The 16,590-nt window shown below is 65.5% G+C and carries 19 protein-coding genes; 11 read left to right on the top strand and 8 right to left on the bottom strand.

Annotation, left to right across the window (positions count from 1 at the left end; translation table 11 throughout):
- Positions 1–5: 5 nt before the first annotated feature.
- Positions 6–929, top strand: coding sequence for a dimethylarginine dimethylaminohydrolase family protein (locus JC607_RS16855; protein ID WP_198838059.1), 924 nt, complete (start codon positions 6–8; stop codon positions 927–929).
- Between the two features lie 14 nt (positions 930–943).
- Here JC607_RS16855 and JC607_RS16850 read toward each other — a convergent pair whose 3' ends face one another.
- From JC607_RS16850 to JC607_RS16830, 5 genes are all read right to left on the bottom strand, one after another.
- On the bottom strand, positions 944–1,963 hold the full coding sequence (locus tag JC607_RS16850; protein WP_198838058.1) for a hypothetical protein: 1,020 nt from the start codon (positions 1,961–1,963) through the stop codon (positions 944–946).
- A gap of 74 nt (positions 1,964–2,037) precedes the next feature.
- Positions 2,038–2,568, bottom strand: coding sequence for a molybdenum cofactor biosynthesis protein B (moaB, locus tag JC607_RS16845; protein WP_198838057.1), 531 nt, complete (start codon positions 2,566–2,568; stop codon positions 2,038–2,040).
- Positions 2,565–3,194 (bottom strand): LysE family translocator, encoded by a 630-nt coding sequence (locus tag JC607_RS16840; RefSeq protein WP_198838056.1) that lies wholly within the window; start codon positions 3,192–3,194, stop codon positions 2,565–2,567. Before JC607_RS16840 ends, moaB begins: the two co-directional genes overlap by 4 nt.
- A gap of 45 nt (positions 3,195–3,239) precedes the next feature.
- Positions 3,240–3,518, bottom strand: coding sequence for a hypothetical protein (locus tag JC607_RS16835; protein WP_198838055.1), 279 nt, complete (start codon positions 3,516–3,518; stop codon positions 3,240–3,242).
- 2 nt (positions 3,519–3,520) lie between these two features.
- Complete coding sequence (locus JC607_RS16830) at positions 3,521–4,408, bottom strand: uracil-DNA glycosylase family protein (protein ID WP_198838054.1); 888 nt, start codon at positions 4,406–4,408, stop codon at positions 3,521–3,523.
- A gap of 149 nt (positions 4,409–4,557) precedes the next feature.
- On the opposite strand from JC607_RS16830, the gene JC607_RS16825 reads away from it, so the two are divergent.
- The 8 genes from JC607_RS16825 to JC607_RS16795 all read left to right on the top strand — a co-directional run bounded on the left by JC607_RS16825 (position 4,558) and on the right by JC607_RS16795 (position 10,404).
- On the top strand, positions 4,558–5,520 hold the full coding sequence (locus tag JC607_RS16825; RefSeq protein ID WP_092899310.1) for an aspartate carbamoyltransferase catalytic subunit: 963 nt from the start codon (positions 4,558–4,560) through the stop codon (positions 5,518–5,520).
- Between the two features lie 9 nt (positions 5,521–5,529).
- Positions 5,530–6,111, top strand: coding sequence for a hypothetical protein (locus tag JC607_RS16820; RefSeq protein ID WP_198838053.1), 582 nt, complete (start codon positions 5,530–5,532; stop codon positions 6,109–6,111).
- Positions 6,108–6,233: a hypothetical protein gene (locus tag JC607_RS25825; protein ID WP_255532566.1), complete on the top strand. Its 126-nt coding sequence runs from the start codon at positions 6,108–6,110 to the stop codon at positions 6,231–6,233. The genes JC607_RS16820 and JC607_RS25825 overlap by 4 nt, the downstream gene beginning before the upstream one ends.
- Before the next feature lie 3 nt (positions 6,234–6,236).
- Positions 6,237–6,848: a hypothetical protein gene (locus tag JC607_RS16815; RefSeq protein ID WP_198838052.1), complete on the top strand. Its 612-nt coding sequence runs from the start codon at positions 6,237–6,239 to the stop codon at positions 6,846–6,848.
- Positions 6,849–7,193: 345 nt separating this feature from the next.
- A complete protein-coding gene (locus JC607_RS16810) occupies positions 7,194–7,853 on the top strand; it encodes a hypothetical protein (RefSeq protein WP_198838051.1) in 660 nt (219 codons plus the stop codon).
- Positions 7,850–9,127 (top strand): dihydroorotase, encoded by a 1,278-nt coding sequence (pyrC, locus tag JC607_RS16805; protein WP_198838050.1) that lies wholly within the window; start codon positions 7,850–7,852, stop codon positions 9,125–9,127. The genes JC607_RS16810 and pyrC overlap by 4 nt, the downstream gene beginning before the upstream one ends.
- Before the next feature lie 65 nt (positions 9,128–9,192).
- The gene (plsY, locus tag JC607_RS16800) at positions 9,193–9,843 is read left to right on the top strand and encodes a glycerol-3-phosphate 1-O-acyltransferase PlsY (protein ID WP_198838049.1); all 651 of its coding nucleotides are present in this window, start codon (positions 9,193–9,195) and stop codon (positions 9,841–9,843) included.
- 6 nt (positions 9,844–9,849) lie between these two features.
- The gene (locus tag JC607_RS16795; protein WP_198838048.1) at positions 9,850–10,404 is read left to right on the top strand and encodes a hypothetical protein; all 555 of its coding nucleotides are present in this window, start codon (positions 9,850–9,852) and stop codon (positions 10,402–10,404) included.
- Here JC607_RS16795 and JC607_RS16790 read toward each other — a convergent pair.
- The 3 genes from JC607_RS16790 to JC607_RS16780 form a co-directional block, all read right to left on the bottom strand.
- Positions 10,393–11,739: a glutamate--cysteine ligase gene (locus JC607_RS16790; RefSeq protein WP_198838047.1), complete on the bottom strand. Its 1,347-nt coding sequence runs from the start codon at positions 11,737–11,739 to the stop codon at positions 10,393–10,395. The genes JC607_RS16795 and JC607_RS16790 overlap by 12 nt on opposite strands.
- 130 nt (positions 11,740–11,869) lie before the next feature.
- The gene (locus JC607_RS16785) at positions 11,870–12,415 is read right to left on the bottom strand and encodes a hypothetical protein (RefSeq protein ID WP_198838046.1); all 546 of its coding nucleotides are present in this window, start codon (positions 12,413–12,415) and stop codon (positions 11,870–11,872) included.
- Positions 12,412–13,137 (bottom strand): 16S rRNA (uracil(1498)-N(3))-methyltransferase, encoded by a 726-nt coding sequence (locus JC607_RS16780; RefSeq protein WP_198838045.1) that lies wholly within the window; start codon positions 13,135–13,137, stop codon positions 12,412–12,414. Before JC607_RS16780 ends, JC607_RS16785 begins: the two co-directional genes overlap by 4 nt.
- 141 nt (positions 13,138–13,278) lie before the next feature.
- Between JC607_RS16780 and ubiA the strand changes: the two genes are divergently transcribed.
- Positions 13,279–14,208, top strand: coding sequence for a 4-hydroxybenzoate octaprenyltransferase (gene ubiA, locus JC607_RS16775; protein WP_370584853.1), 930 nt, complete (start codon positions 13,279–13,281; stop codon positions 14,206–14,208).
- Positions 14,209–14,382: 174 nt separating this feature from the next.
- Complete coding sequence (locus JC607_RS16770) at positions 14,383–16,521, top strand: OmpA family protein (RefSeq protein ID WP_198838043.1); 2,139 nt, start codon at positions 14,383–14,385, stop codon at positions 16,519–16,521.
- Positions 16,522–16,590: the final 69 nt, after the last annotated feature.

Genomic DNA, 16,590 nt, shown 5'->3' with positions numbered 1-16,590 from the left:
GAAAAATGAACGTGCAAGCAAAGCCTGAAGCCTTTTCCCTCCAGCGCCGCAAGGCAGGTGGCGGCACCGCGCCGCTGGCGAACTGGGGGTTTGCGAATGAGACCGACCGGCTGACCGATGTGCTTTTGGGCGATCCGGCCTATCTGCGCCATATGGCAACCTCGTCGCTGTCACGCAAACATCTGCGCGAAAACCCCTGCAATATCCAGGAGGCCCAGGCCCAGCATAAAGAGCTGAAAGCGGCCTATGAAAGCTTTGGCGTTCGCGTTCATACCGTGCCGCCCGAGGCGGAACTCCCGATGCAGGTCTATACCCGCGATTCCTCGGTGATGACCCCTTACGGCGCGGTGATCACCGCCATGAGCCAGCCCTGGCGGCGCGGCGAAAACTACGCCGCGATCCGCCATTACGAGAGCCTCGGCATCCCGATCTATGACATGGTCACGGCAGGCACTTTCGAGGGCGGCGATTTCAACGTGATCGAGGAAGGCGTGCTGCTGGTCGGCTGCGGCGGCGCGCGCACCAATGAAGATGGCGCCCGCCAGGTGGCGGGCTGGTTCGAGGAGGAGGGCTGGGAGGTCCGCCTCGCCTTTATCGACGAATATTACGTCCATATCGACCTGATGGTGGTGCCGATCGCACCGAAACTGACCGCCGTCTGCCTCGCCTGCACAGACCCTGCGATTGTCGACTGGCTGAAGGCGAAAGGCCATGAGATCATCGACGTGCCCTTCCAGGACACGATGGCGCTTGGCTGCAATTTCATGAGCCTTGGCGGGGATCGCATCATCGCGCCCCAGGTCTCGCAGAGCCTGATCAGCCAGCTGAAAGCGCGCGGCTTTGACGTGGCCGTGGTCGACACCGCAGAGATCTCGAAAACCGGCGGCGGCATCCATTGCATGGCCCAGGCACTGAAACGTCAGGGCTGAATCTCGTCTGCTGGTCAGTCGCGCGCGGGCTTTGCCTCGCGTGGCTGACCAGCCTTCAACCCCGCCAGCGCCACGTCAAATTTGCGGCGCACGAGATCCGGATCCGCCAGAACCCGCCCCTCCGGACCGGGTTTTTCCAGCCCGAGCGCCGCTGCCAGCGCGTCAAGCGAATTGGGCCCGGCATGCCATTCCTGGCGCCAGTCGGGGCTCACGCAGCCGACGGCCCCCGCCCTGGACCCGAAAAGCCTGTTGCAAACCGCGCCGAGATCCGGCCACCGGGGCAAGGGCAGCCAGCCAGGCGCCGGATCGCGCAGGATGACCGGCGCGGCCCCGCCGGGCAGTTCAATCATATAGCCCCGATCAGAGTGGTCAGCGCCTCGCCCCGCTGACCCCACTGGCGGCGGCCCGACCCTGACCACCGGCAGTTCCGGCACCTCGGGCATGGTGAGAAGACAGGGCTCTTGTTGCCATGGCTTGGGCCGATACAGCTGGATCCGGGTGAGCCGCTCCGGCAGCCGCGCCTCAAGCTCCTGGCACAATGCGTCATCAATATAGCGCCGGGACAATAACTGCACGGAATGATCCAGCGGATTGCCAATATATGCGACCGGCAGCCCGTAATTTCTCACCATTTCGCCCGCCGGAAAAAGCGGTGCCACCAGCGCCTGGCGGGTCGGGTCGAAATCAACGCGCATCGCGGCATTTGCCTCTGCCCGCTCGTGCCGTTCGCGCGCGTAGCGGAGACTGTCCCAGGCGAATACGGCATAATAGCCGACGAAAACCGCGATGACCGGAGCAAGCCAGGACCGATGAACCTTGCCGCGCCGCACCTCAAGGACGATCCCGAGCAGACCAAGCCATGGGAGAGCAAAGGAAACACAGGCCAGAAACAGCGCGAAAAAACTTGTCAGCACCAGCCGCAGCTGATCCGGGGGCCGCGGCAGGAGGGGCAAGAGCATCAATGGCCAGCCCGTCACCAGTCCGAATATCCCTGGCACGAAGAACAAAAGAGATCGGGGCAAGCGATGTTTCATCGTCCTCCCATGCCCTGGATGCGAGGCATTTCTAAGCCTCGTCCGGGGCTTTCCCAATGTGAGGCCGCAGCCCCTCACTTGCGCCGTTTATGTTCCTCCAGCCTCGGGAAGATCTCGACGAAATTGCAGGGGCCGTGGCGGTAGTCGAGCTGTTTGACGAGGATCTCGTCCCAGGCGTCCTTGCAGGCGCCGGTCGAGCCCGGCAGCGCGAAGAGGTAGGTGCCGCCCGCGACGCCGGCGCAGGCGCGGCTTTGCACGGCGGAGGTGCCGATCTTCTGCATCGAGACAATGGTGAAAACGGTGGAAAAGGCGGTGATTTCCTTCTCATAAACGTCGTGATGCGCCTCGACCGTCACATCGCGCCCGGTCAGCCCGGTGCCGCCGGTCGAGATCACCACATCCACAGCGGGGTCGGCGATCCAGGCGCTGAGCTGCGCCGCGATCAGCGCGCGGTCATCGGTGACAATGGCGCGGGCGGCGAGGATATGGCCCGCCCCTTCCAGACGCGCCACCAGCGTATCGCCCGAGCGGTCCTCGGCGAGGCTGCGGGTATCCGACACCGTCAGAACCGCGATGCGGGTGGGGATGAAGTCTCTTTCGGTCATGCAGCACGCTCCATCACGGCAAGGCGCAGGGCAAGCGCGGCAAAAATGCCGCCTGTCGCGCGGTTCATGCCCCGCGCCAGCCGGTCCGAGCCGAGCAGCGCCCGCCCGAGGCGCCCGGCAAAGATCCCGACCGCGCCGTTGATCACGAGGCCGCCGGCGCAGATGATCACCCCAAGGGCCAGGAATTGCGGCAATACCGGCTTTGACGCCATCACGAATTGCGGCAGGAAGGCAAGGATGAACAGCGCCACTTTCGGGTTCAGCAGATTGACCACCAGCGCCTCGCGAAACACCCTGGCGGCGGGGGCGCGCGCGACAGGCGCGATCTCGGGCCGCCCCGCATTCCAGGATCTGACTGCCAGCCACAGAAGATAGCCGACACCGCCCCAGCGGATCACCTCAAAAGCCATCGGATGCGCTTTCAGGAGCGCCGCCAGCCCCAGCCCGGCGATCAGAACATGCACGAAACAGCCAAGCGCAATGCCGAAATTGGCCGCCATGCCCGCACGCGCGCCGCCTTTCAGCCCCTGGGCCAGCACGAACATCATATCCGCCCCTGGCGTGAGGTTCAGCGCCAGCGCGGCAGGCAGGAAGGCCAGCAATGTCACAGCATCAATGGGAAACATCAAAAGCCACCAAGTGTCTGAGGACGATGATTTGCGGGCAAGGCGTTACAGACATGGGTTCACCACCGGCAGGCGCAGTTTTGCCAGCACCTCATCCAGCGCGGCCAGGATTTCTGCGCCGAATGCTTCGCCCGGGATATAAGACCGCATCCCAGCCAGATCGCCATCGGGCCCTGGCTGTAACTGCCTGCAGTTTGCAAGGCGGGCGTCCTCTCCCTCTTCCCCCTGGGCGGCGACGGCCTTTGCAGGCAGGGGCTGCCCGTACCCCGGCGCGCGCGGGCGCAGCGGCATCTTCGCCAGTGTAAGAATGGCGGCAGGACGCATGATCACGCCTTGTCGAGAAAGGCCCGCAAAGCGAGCAGATCGGCCCAGGCCTCGCGCTTGGCGGCGGGGGTGCGCAAAAGGTAAGCGGGATGCGTCATCGGCAAAAGCGGCTTTTCCAGCGCGGTCGTCCAGGTGCCGCGCGCGCGCAGGATGCCGCGATTGCCGGTCAGCGCGATCAGCGGTGTATTGCCCATGACCACGATCACATCCGGGTCAGCCAGCGCGATATGGCGTTCGACAAAGGGGCGCAGCATGGCGATCTCGGCGGGGCTGGGGTCGCGATTGCCTTCGGGGCGCCAGGGCATGACATTGGTGATGTAGAAAGAGGCGGCCGGATCGGGGCTCTGGCGGGTCAGGCCGATGGCGCCGAACATGCGGTCCAGAAGCCTTCCGGCCTCGCCCACAAAGGGGCGCCCCTCGATATCCTCTTCGCGGCCGGGCGCCTCGCCGAGGATCAGAACCCGTGCCTTCGGATTGCCATCGGCAAAGACCGTGTTGCGGGCGCCGCGTTTCAGATCGCACAGGTCGAAGCCGCGAATGGCTGTTTCCAGCGCTTCAAGCGTGGCGGCAGAGGCGGCTATGGCGCTGGCGACCGCGACCGGATCAATCTGCGGCTCGGGCGAGGGGTCGTAAGTCTGGGGGGCGGCGTTTTGACCAGCGGCATTCCGGGCGTTCTGGACGCGCGCAGGGGTCTCTGACTGCGCCGCGCGGGCCGGCTTTTCAATCACGACCTCATAGCGGTTGACGGGTGCCTCGCCGATCACCTCGTCAATGCCGCAGTCAAGCTGCCAGTCCAGCGCGGCGTAAGAGGCATTCCAGTCTTCGGCCACGGCGGCGGCAAAAGCCTCCGGGTCCGGCCCTTCGCCATCCGGTGCCGCCGTCTCTGTCATGATACCGGTTTCGATTCCCATAGCGCGCAGGCTAATGCCCGCAGCGCCGCGCCACAAGCCAGCCGCCGCCAAAGCAGCACCGTCAGCGGCGCTTGCCCCTTTTCCCCCGCTTTGCGATAAGAGATCACGCACATTACAGGGATCACGCCATGGCTTTCCATGCCCGCCACCTTCTCGGGATCGAGCCGCTCTCGCCCATGGAGATCACCACCATCCTCGATCTCGCCGACCGCTATGTCGATCTGAACCGCCGCACGGTGAAACAGTCGGACACCCTGGCGGGGATGACGCAAATCAACATGTTTTTCGAGAACTCGACCCGCACGCAGTCGAGTTTCGAAATCGCGGGCAAGCGCCTAGGCGCCGATGTGATGAACATGAATATGGCGACCTCCTCGGTGAAAAAGGGCGAGACGCTGATCGACACCGCGATGACGCTGAACGCGATGCATCCGGATCTGCTGGTGGTGCGGCACGGCGCCTCGGGGGCGGTCAATCTTCTGGCGTCCAAGGTGAATTGCGCGGTGCTGAACGCGGGCGACGGGCGCCATGAGCACCCGACCCAGGCGCTGCTGGATGCGCTGACGATCCGGCGGGCGAAAGGCCGGATCGACCGGCTCACCATCGCGATCTGCGGCGATGTCGCCCATAGTCGCGTTGCGCGTTCGAATCTGATCCTTCTGGGCAAGATGGGCAATAACCTGCGCCTGATCGGGCCGCCGACCCTGATGCCCTCGGGCTTTGCCGAACTGGGCGCGACCATCATCGAGGATATGCGCGAGGGGCTGAAAGGCGCCGATGTCGTGATGATGCTGCGGCTTCAGAAAGAGCGGATGGATGGCGGCTTCATTCCCTCGATGCGGGAATATTACCACCGCTACGGGCTCGATGCCGAGAAACTGGCCTATGCCAAACCCGATGCCATCGTGATGCATCCGGGGCCGATGAACCGGGGCGTCGAGATCGACGGCGAGATCGCCGATGACATCAACCGCTCGGTGATCCAGGACCAGGTCGAGATGGGGGTTGCGGTGCGGATGGCCTGTATGGATCTGCTGGCGCGCAATCTGCGCAGCGAGCGCGGTCGCCGTATCGCCGAGAGCTATGTCTGAGGCGGCCGGATGACCGCGAAACAGGGACAGGCCGGGGAACAGGGACAGACCGGGGCACAGGGACAGACCGGGGCACAGGAGCAGGCCGTGACGCGGGTACAGGCCGGAGCTGGCGCCGTGCCTGCATCTGTGATCCTGTGGCAGGCCCGGCCGGATATGCGCATCTATGCCCTGATCGCGGTCATCGGCTCTGTGATGGGCTTTTACCCCGTCCTGCGCCTTGCCACTGCCCTAGCCGGCACCGGTGAGCCGCTGCCGCCGGTCGAGATCGCCTTCGCGCTGATCGCGGCGGCAATCTGCGTTTTCGCGGTCTTCATGCTGGTTGTCATCCTGGCTGGCGGGCTCGTGATCGAATATCGGCTGGAGCAAGGGACTTTCTTTGTCGAGCGCCGGTTTCTCGGCAGGCTCCGCAGCCGCGCCTATGCCGTATCCGGGCTCCGCTTTTTTCGCATCCGCAGGTTTTCCTGCCTGGTTCAGGCCGGAAAACCCGGCCCTGACGGCAGCTGGCCTGCCAGCTCCACCATAACCCTGTTCAGTGCAGCCGAGCGTGACAGCCTGCGCCGCGCGCTGCCGGAAGGAACCTTCCCGTGACCACGCCCGACCCCAATCGCAAACCCACAAAATCCGAGATGCGCCAGGGCGGCATGGTCGCCACCGCCGTGCTGCTGGGACTTGTGGTGCTGACCGTGGTTTTTGTCTGGGTGGGAGGCTGATCCATGACCCCCGCCCCCCCGCCAGGCTGGGAGGATATTCTCGACCCGGGCGAGGAGATTCTATGGCAGGGGCGCCCGGAGGCACGGTTCGACTGGACGAGCATCCTCAGTTTCCGCCTGATCGCAGGCCTTCCTTTCACCGGCTTCGCGCTGATCTGGATCTATATGGCCTCGGGGGCTGGCATTGGGCTGCCCTTTCCGGTCAACCTGATCTTTATCGCCTTCGGCCTGCCCGTGCTTTTCATCGGCCTGACCCTGTGTTTCGGTGCGCCGCTCGGGCGCTGGCTGCGGCTCAGAGGCAGCTTCTACACGCTGACCGACCGTCATGCCTTTATTGCGACTGAAATTCTTGGCCGCCGCCGGCTGCAGCGCTTTGCGCTGAACTCCGGCCTGCATCCGGCGCTGGAAGAGGGGCTGCCAGGTTCGGTCTGGTTCGCGACCCGCAGCTGGGATGTGGTCAGCCTGACGCGCGGCAGCCTCATCGGCTTTGTCCATAGCATCGGGATTTTCGGAGAAAAGATCGGCTTCGAGCAAATCCCCGAGGCCCGCACTGTCTACCGCCTGCTCCTCGACGCAATCAGCAGGCCAGGTGACATCACAGGTGGCACCAGATGAGCCTGGAGCGTGCAGGCCTTACCACCAGAGACCAGTTCGCGGGCGGCCTGATCGCCATGACCTGGCTCTGGCAAGTCGCGCTCATCGGAAAGCCCGCCTGCGCTACGCGTCCCTTCTTCGAAATGCGCCGTTCTGGTCTGGCACAATCCGCTGAAGCGAAGCCCCCTGCTACGGGTGCCGGTGCACGATCCGGTTCCGTTCCGACGCCCTGGCCGGCAACCCGCCGGGGCGGCGCTTCACCCCTTAGGAGGATGCGCCAGGCCATTGTCGCGCTCCCGGAAACCTGAGCCCCGGAACTGATCCGCACACCCCGAACCTGAAATCCTGTCCCCGAGACCCGCCCCGATGACCGCAACCGCGCCCCCCGCCCCGCCCGACTGGAGCCGCGATCTCGCGCCGGGAGAACGGCTGCTCTGGACCGGACGCCCGGCGCCGGGGCGGCGTTATGGCCGGAATGATCTGGGCATGACGCTGATCGGCGTGATGGTGGCCCTTTTCGCTTTCTTGTGGATCGCCTTTGCGGCGACATTCCTGCGCGATCCGGCCATGGCACCGGCCCAGGCGCCGCTCCTTGGGCTGGTGATGGTGTTTTGCGCCATTGTCGCGGTGCTGAGCCTGTTCCTCGCCTCCTGGCTTTTGTGGCGCGGCTGGCTCACGCGTGAGCGGGACTTTGAGCGCAGCTTCTACGCGCTGACCGACCGGCGCGCGCTGCTGCGGCTGACCGGCCCCGCGCCGCGGTTTTCGCGCCCGAAGCTCACCTCCTGGCCGATCCTGCCCGAAAGCATCCTCGAGATGACCGGCGATCCGCGCCATGGCACTGCCTCGCTGCATCTGGCGATGCTCGTCACGGTAGACAGCGACGGTGACACGTCCTACACCCGCACCGGGTTTGAACGTCTGACGGATGCAGAACAGGTCCTGCAGCTGGTGCTCGACATTCAGGCCGAAGCAACGCTGGCCAAGGCAAAGCTGGCCAGATCCCAGCCCGACACGGATCCCGGATGACCATCCTTCATTTCACCAATGCCCGCCTGATCGACCCCGAAACGCTGAGCGATACGACGGGCAGCCTGACCGTGGTGGATGGCCTGATCGCCGAGCCCGCGAAGAAACTGCCGAAAGGCGCGGTCACCATCGATTGCGGCGGCAAATGCCTCGCCCCCGGGATCGTCGACTGGGGCGTCAAGATCGGTGAGCCGGGCGAGCGCCACCGCGAGAGCTTCCGCTCGGCGGGCCTCGCGGCGGCGGCGGGGGGCGTGACCACGGTGATCGCGCGACCCGACACGCTGCCCGCGATCGACACGCCCGAAGTGCTGGAATTCGTCACAAGGCGCGCCGCCGAAGCTGCGCCGGTCCGCATCCGCCATATGGCGGCGCTGACCAAGGGCCGCGCGGGCCATGAGATGACCGAGATCGGCTTTCTCCTTGATGCAGGCGCACTGGCCTTTACGGATGCTTTCCATGTCTCGACCGATACCCGCGCGCTGAGCCGTGCCCTGACCTATGCGCGTTCGCTTGGCGCGCTGGTCGTGGGCCATCCGCAGGAACCCGCGCTCTCGAAGGGCGGCGCCGCGACAAGCGGCAAATTCGCGAGCTTCCGCGGCATTCCGGCGGTTTCGCCCATTGCGGAACGGATGGGGCTGGAACGCGATCTTGCGCTGGTCGAGATGACCCGCGCCCGCTATCACGCCGATCAGATCACCACCGCGCATTCGCTGCCCGCTCTGGCCCGCGCCAAAGCGGCGGGGCTCGACGTCACCGCCGGCACCTCGATCCACCATCTGACGCTGAATGAGCTGGATCTGGGTGATTACCGCACCTTCTTTAAACTGACGCCGCCCTTGCGGTCGGAGGAAGACCGTCAGGCAATCATCGCGGCGCTGGCGGATGGGCTGATCGACGTGATCGCGTCCTTCCACACGCCTGCCGATGAGGAATCGAAACGTCTGCCTTTTGAAGAGGCGGCCCCCGGCGCGGTGGCGCTTGAAACGATCCTGCCGGCCGCGATGCGGCTCTACCATGCCGGCCATCTGAGCCTGCCGCAGATCTTCCGCGCCATGGCGCTGAACCCGGCGAACCGGCTTGGCCTGCCGCAGGGCAGGCTCTCGGTCTCGGCCCCGGCGGATCTGGTGCTGTTTGATCCGGATGCGCCTTTCCTGATGAACCGCTTTACGCTGCAGTCGAAATCGAAGAATACGCCCTTTGACGGGGCGCGGATGGAGGGGCGCGTGCTGGCCAGCTGGGTCGGCGGGCGCGAAGTCTTTCGCTCGTCAATCTGAAACGCAGCCTGGGTTAAACGCTGTCATCGGGCGCGGGCCCTGTGAGCGCAGGGGAGAGAGAATAAATGCCGGACTTTGTAACCGGGCGTGAGACACTGATCCTGGTGGCCATCCTGGCCTATCTGCTGGGATCGGTGCCGTTTGGGGTGCTGATCACCCGCGCGATGGGCCTTGGCGACCTGCGCCAGATCGGATCCGGGAATATCGGCGCGACCAATGTTCTCAGGACCGGCAACAAGGCGGCGGCGCTGGCGACATTGCTGCTCGATGGCGGCAAGGGCGCGCTGGCGGTTATCCTGGCGCGGAGCTGGGCTGGCGCGGAAGATGCCGCCCAGGTCGCGGCGCTGGCGGCTTTCCTTGGCCATCTCTTTCCGGTCTGGAGCGGCTTTCGCGGCGGCAAAGGGGTTGCGACCTTCCTTGGGATCCTGCTGGCGCTGGCGCCGCCGGTCGGCATTCTGACCTGTCTGACATGGCTGATCGGCGCGGTTGCGACCCGGATGTCCTCGGCGGCGGCCCTGATCGCGGCGGCGCTGACGCCGCTTTGGGTGCTGGTTGCCGGGATGAAAGATATGCCGGTCTGGATTGCTTCCCCCGGTGCGGGGCGAATGCTGATCCTCGTCGTGCTGCTGACGGTGCTGATCTATATCCGCCACGCCGCCAATCTGAAGCGGATCAAATCCGGGACCGAGCCGAAAATCGGCGGGAAGAAGTCCTGATCTGCGATGGTTGAACTCAGCCTCGCGGTCCTGCTTCCGCTTTTGCTGCTCGCCTGGCTGCTGGCGCTTGCCCTGGGCTTGCGGCGGCGGTGGCGGGCGCGGGCAAAGGCGCGCAGACCGCTTGCGGTGCTTGATGGGTCCAATGTGATGCATTGGCGCGACGGCAGGCCGCAGATCGCCACCCTGTCCGAGGTTTTGGGCCGGCTTGATCTGATGGGCTATGGCTGCGGCGTGGTTTTTGACGCCAATGCCGGCTACCTGCTGACCGGGCGCTATATGAATGACCGGCAATTCTGCCAGCTGCTCGGGCTGGAACAGGACCATGTTCTGGTGGTGCCCCGGGGCGCGCAGGCCGATCCCTTCCTGCTGGATTTCGCAAATCAAAGCGCAGCGGTGATCATCAGCAATGACCGCTTTCGCGACCGGATCGCCGGATATCCCGACCTCGCCCGCCCCGGCCGTCTGGTTCGGGGCGGCTATCGCGACAATGTGCTATGGCTGGATCTTGCCCCGGCAGGGCAAGCGGCCAGGAAACAGGGCGCCCGTAAATCAGTAGCTTGACGCGTCATAGACCGGTGCGAGGCTGCCGGCCCAGTCGCCATGATACAGGTCGAGCCAGCGGTCGGCCTGGACCTTTCCGGCCTTGACCGAGGTGACCAGCGGCGCAAGCCAGATCTCTTCGCCATACCCGCGCTCTGCCAGCCCGGTATGGGCGAGCGAGACCGCCGCATGGGCCAGATCGGCCAGCTTCACCCCATTCGCCTCGCCCTGCAGCGCCGAAACCGAGGCCGCGACGCGCAGCCCTTCACGGGTCTCGCTGTCGATATTGCGGACCAGCTCCCATGCGGCGTCCAGCGCGGCATCATCATAGGTCAGCCCGGTCCAGAAGGCCGGCAGCGCGATCAGATGCGCGCGGTCGCCGCAATCGGCGCCGCGCATCTCGATATATTTCTTGACCCGCGCCTCGGGGAAAACCGTGGTCAAATGGTCGGCCCAGTCGGACAAAGTCGGCTTCTCGCCCGGCAGAGCCGGAAGCTTGCCATTGAGGAAATCGCGGAAGCTTTGCCCGAGCGCATCGATATATTTGCCGTCGCGATAGACGAAATACATCGGCACATCGAGCACCCAGTCAACATAGGCCTGAAAGCCCATGCCTTCGTCAAAGGCAAAAGGCAGCATCCCGGTGCGGCTGTCATCCAGCCCGCGCCAGATCCTGGAACGCCAGGATTTATGACCGTTCAGCTTGCCGTCAAAGAACGGGGATGATGCAAAAAGCGCGGTCGCCACCGGCTGCAGGGCCAGCGCCACGCGCAGCTTTTTCACCATGTCCGCTTCTGACGCATAGTCGAGATTAACCTGCACCGTCGAGGTGCGGTACATCATCTGGGTGCCATGGGTACCGACGCGGCCCATGTAATCGGTCATCAGCCGGTAGCGGCCTTTCGGCATCACCGGCATCTGGTCATGCGACCATTCGGGCGCCGCCCCGATTCCCATGAACCGGACGCCCATGCCCTCGGTCACCGCCGCCACTTCAGCGAGGTGATTGTCGAGCTCAGACGCGGTCTCGTGGATGGTCAGGACCGGCGCGCCGGAAAGCTCGAACTGGCCGCCGGGCTCCAGGCTGATATTGGCGCCGTTGCGGGTAAGGCCGATGACGTTTTCGCCCTCAAGCACCGGCTCCCAGCCGAAACGCGCCTCAAGCCCTGCGAAAATCGCGGAAATCGAGCGCGGGCCGTCATAGGGCAAGGGCTGCTTCGTATCGGTCAGCCAGCCGAATTTCTCGTGCTCGGTCCCGATGCGCCAGTCTTCCTTCGGTTTACAACCGCTTTCCAGCAAGGCCGCGAGCTGGTCCAGGCTCTCGATCGGGCCGCCTCCGGATTGTGGTATCGACATGGGCTGGCTCCGGCTTCGCTGTCATCTGGTCTCAGGCGACTGACCTGTCCTGTCCCGGAGGATATTGTCAAGCCCGCCAGATGCACAGGTCCTGTGAGCAGGCCCGTCTGACCGCCAGTCTGACCGCCACTCACACGGGCCGGATGCCGCTGCCGGGCCGCGTCCAGACAAGATGTTCGCGCGCGCCGGTCGAGGGCAGCGTGCTGCCTTGCGGCGCGACATCTGCGTCAAGCGCCGCCACGAGGCTTGCGGCCGACAGCCCCGGCAGGCTGGTCAGCGCATCGGCAAGTTCTCCCGCCCCGGCAGATTCGAGCGGCACAATCAGCCGCGCCCCGGAAAGGTCGCGCATCTGCCAGAGCCTGCGGCCCCGGAGCGTGACGAGCTTCAGCTCTGCAAGGTCATTGAGGCTGACCTCGCCCCCCATCACCGGATGCAGAAACCGGATGCGGCCCTCGTCCACCTCGATCAGCCCGGGCGCCGAAGGGTCGGCCTGAAAGCGCATACGCCGCCAGCCATTGACCGCCCAGCCAAGCCCAAGCGCCATCACCGCCAGCCCCGACAGCTGCCAGACCAGGGTGCCGCCGGCAAAGATCCAGCTGCCGAACAGAAGGAAAGCCGCGCCCTCGATCACACCCTGCCAGCGCCGCGCGCCGGCGATGATCCCGGGGCGGATCATGCCCAGTCCCCGAAAGTGCGCTGCCAGAGCGTCACCGCCGCCAGCGCCGCCGTTTCGGCGCGCAGGATCCGGGGGCCAAGGGCGACCGGGCTGACAAAATCGAGACTGTCGAGTTTCGCGCGTTCCTCGGGTGTGAAACCGCCTTCGGGCCCGATCAGGATCGCCACAGGCGCGCCCGGCACGCCCGGCCAGGTCCCGTCCGACCCCGCCCGGATCTCATCGGCCCAATAGATCCGCCGCGCCGGATCCCAGCCGGCCAGAAGCCGGTCGAGCGGTTGCAGATCGCTGATCCCCGGCACGAAGGTCGCGCCGCATTGCTCGGCCGCCTCAATCGCATGGGCCTGCTGCTTGTCGAGCCGGAGCCGTTCGGCATTCATGCGCCGGGTCGAGACGGGCATCAGACGCGCAACCCCCAGCTCTACCGCCTTCTCGACAATGAAATTCGTGCGTTCCTTTTTGACCGGCGTGAACAAAAGCCACAGATCCGGCGGAAAATCCTGACGCCTCGTCTGCGCTTCGCAGACCAGCACCCCGCGCCGCTTATTCGCCTCGGCCACGCGCGCGCGCCATTCGCCGTCACGCCCGTTGAACAAGAGCACTTCGGCGCCAGCCCCCAGCCGCATCACGGCAAAAAGATAATTCGCCGCGCCCTCAAGGACTGCGACGGCTTGCCCCTCCCCAAGGGGCTGATCTACATGAAGTCTGACTTTCGGCCCGGACATGGAGGCGAAACTATGGCGCCCACAGACAGAACGCCAGAGGGAAGCGGCCAGCCCGAAGGGGATGATCTGCTGTCGCCGGTCGAGGCGGCGCGGCTTGCCGATCAGCTGGAGGCTACGGCTGCGAAGATCAGCGCCGGCCAGGTGGCGGATGCGCCGCGCGGCAATTGGGTGGATCACCTCGCGCCGCCGGTGACGCGGCCCTTCCTGCGGCTGTCGCGGGCAGACCGGCCGATCGGGACCTGGCTTTTATGGCTCCCCTGTCTCTGGGCGCTGGCGCTGACGGCGAATGACGGGTCTGGTTTTTCCTGGTGGGATCTGTGGCTGGTCGCGTCCTCGGGCGCAGGCGCCTTTCTGATGCGTGGCGCGGGCTGCACCTGGAATGACATCACCGACCGCGACTTCGATGCCTCGGTCGCGCGGACGCGGTCCCGCCCGCTGCCTTCGGGCCAGGTCACGGTGAAAGGCGCGGTGATCTGGATGGTGGCCCAGGCGCTGATCGCGGGCCTGATCCTCCTCAGCTATAACCGGCTGGCGATCACGCTGGGCATCGGCTCGCTGGCGCTGGTGGTGATCTATCCTTTCGCCAAACGCTTCACCTGGTGGCCGCAGGTCTTTCTCGGCTTCGCCTTCAACTGGGGCGCGCTGCTCCTTTGGGCGGCGCATTCCGGAGATCTGCCGGTCGCGGCAGTGATCCTCTGGCTGGCAGGGATCGCCTGGACGCTGTTCTACGACACGATTTATGCGCATCAGGACAAGGAAGATGACGCGCTGATCGGGGTGAAATCCACCGCGCGGCTGTTTGCCGACCGGACCGGGCAATGGCTTGCGGGCTTTCTCGTGCTTTCGGTGCTGCTGTTTGCGGTTGCGGTGATCCTCACCATACCCGCTGGCCGGGGCATCCTGCCGCTCCTGATGGGGCTTTGCGGCATCTGGGCCTTCGGGCTGCACCTCTTCTGGCAGCTGCGGCAGCTGGATGCCGATGATCCGGCCATCTGCCTGCGGCTTTTCAAATCGAACCGCGATGCCGGTCTGATCCCTGTGCTGTTTCTTGCCGTCGCAGTCTTCCTCTGATTGATCCCTGCCGCCCAAGCGCCTAGGTAGAGGGACGATCCCGGCGGCCCGGTTCCCGTGGCCTGCGGGAATCCTACGGTTCCGCAAATCCCGGGTCTTCCTTTGCCGCAACGTCTGCTCACCCTGCCCCGTGCCGCTCTTGGTGCCCTTGCTTTCGCAATTGCCGGAGTTTTGATGATCGGCATCGCCTTTTGCACGGTGCTGGTGATCGAAGACCGCACCCGGGCCGTGCTGGGCCAGCGCCTGACCGATGCGCGGATGGACTGGGTCGGCGTCACCACCGACGGGATGCAGGTGGGGCTGACCGGCACCGCCCCGAACGAGGCGGCGCGGTTTCGGGCGCTGAACCTTGTCGGCAGCCTCGTTGACAGCTCGCGGATCCGCGACGGGCTTGAGGTCGCCCCCACCACCGCCATCGAGGCGCCGCGTTTCTCGGTCGAGATGCTCAGAAATGATGACGGGATCCAGCTGATCGGCCTGATCCCGGCGATCCTCAATGAGGGTGAACTGGATTCCGAGGGCCTTGCGGCGGCGGCCAATGGCTTTACCGCCGAAGACAGCCCGCCCGCCAATATGCTGCAAACCGCGAACTGGCCGGCCCCCGAGGGCTGGGACGCCTCGCTGCGCTTCGGGCTTGAGGCTTTATCTTTGCTGAAACGCTCGAAAATCTCGGTCTCGGCCGGAGAGGTGCGGGTGACCGCCATCGCCGAGAGCCCGGCGGAAAAGCGGCGTTTTGAAGCAGAGCTTGCCAAACGCAAACCGGCCTCGGTCAGGCTTGATGCCGCGATTTCGGCGCCGCGCCCGGTGATCACGCCCTTCACGCTGCGCTTTGTCGTCGATGGCAGCGGCGCGCGGTTTGACGCCTGTTCCGCAGATACCGAACGCGCCCGCAGCCTGATTCTGGCGGCCGCAGGCGCGACCGGGATGGAGGGTCCGGCGATCTGCACCGTGGGCCTTGGCACGCCGACACCGCGCTGGTCGGAAGCGGCCGCGCTGGCGATCCGCACGCTGGGCGCCATGGGCCAGGGCAGTGTGACCTTTTCAGATGCGGATATCACCTTTGAAGCCGGCGATGGCGTGACGCAGGAGGCCTTTGACACCGCGCTTGGTGATCTGCGCGCCGGAATGCCGGATGTGTTCTCGCTGCAGCCGGTGCCGCCCTCGACCGAGGCCGTGATCCGTGGCCCCGAGGAATTCACCGCCCGCCTTGTGACGGGGGGACGGGTCGAACTGCGTGGCCGCCTTGTCGATGAGGTGCAGCAGGCGGCGATTGATGCCTATGCAAGGGCGTCATTCGGTGCGTCAAATGTCTATGTGGCGACGCTGCTGGACCCGGCCTTGCCCGATGGCTGGCCGTCAAGGGTGCTGGCGGGGCTCGAATCGCTCTCAATGCTGGCCGAGGGCACCCTGGTGGTGCGTGCCGATACGGTCGAGCTGCGCGGCGTGACCGGCAGCCAGGAGGCCCGCGGCCGTATCACCCAGATCCTGTCGTCGAAACTGGGCCAGGGCCGCAATTTCCGCGTCGAAGTCACCTATGACAAAAAGCTCGACCCGCTGGCCGCGCTGCCGACACCCGCGGAATGTGCTGCTGATGTGGCCGCGATCATGGCGAAATCAAAAATCGCCTTCACGCCGGGATCGGCCGAGATCGCCTCCGAGGCCGGGCCGCTGATCAATGAGATCGCCGAAGTGCTGAAACGCTGCCCCGCGCTGCAGATGGAAATCGCCGGGCATACCGATTCGCAGGGCTCGGAAAGCGGCAATGCGGCGCTGAGCCAGGCCCGGGCCGAGGCGGTGCTGATGGCCTTGCAGGGCCGTCGCGTCGATGTCTCGAATATGACGGCCATCGGCTATGGTGAAAGCACCCCCATCGCGGATAACGCAACCGAGGCCGGACGCGAGGCCAATCGCCGCATCGAATTCAGCCTGAAAGGCGCCGCCGCCCCCGAAACGCCGGCAGAAGCTGCACCCGCCGGAGAAACAGCCCCCGCCGGAGACGAAACCGCAACCGCCCCGGCGGATGAGGATCTCGAAGACCTGGTACTTGGCTCTTCCGACCCCGATGATCCCGCAACTGCCGCTGATGAAGCGGGTGAGCAGGATGTCCAGGTGCCTGCCGCGCAAGGGACTGCTCAGGCGGAGGCCGCAACGCCCCCTGCCCCCGCATCCAATGCCGCAGCCGGCCCCGCCCCGGCGGAGGCGCCATCTGAGCCGGGCCCGGAAATCGTCTATACCTATAACGGCCCCTCGCTGGCCCCGGCAGAGCAGACCATCCGCCCGAAAACCCGCCCTGCCAGCGCCGGCCAGGACTGAGCCGCGCGCCCGATTGATCACCCCGGATGCGTCGCCCGGATGGCGCCAGCGGGACCAGGAAAGAAGATT

This window comes from Paracoccus sp. IB05, assembly GCF_016405985.1.
Lineage (GTDB): Bacteria > Pseudomonadota > Alphaproteobacteria > Rhodobacterales > Rhodobacteraceae > Pseudogemmobacter.
The sequence above is the reverse complement of the archived record's forward strand: the minus strand, read 5'-3'. Positions and strand labels throughout refer to the sequence as shown.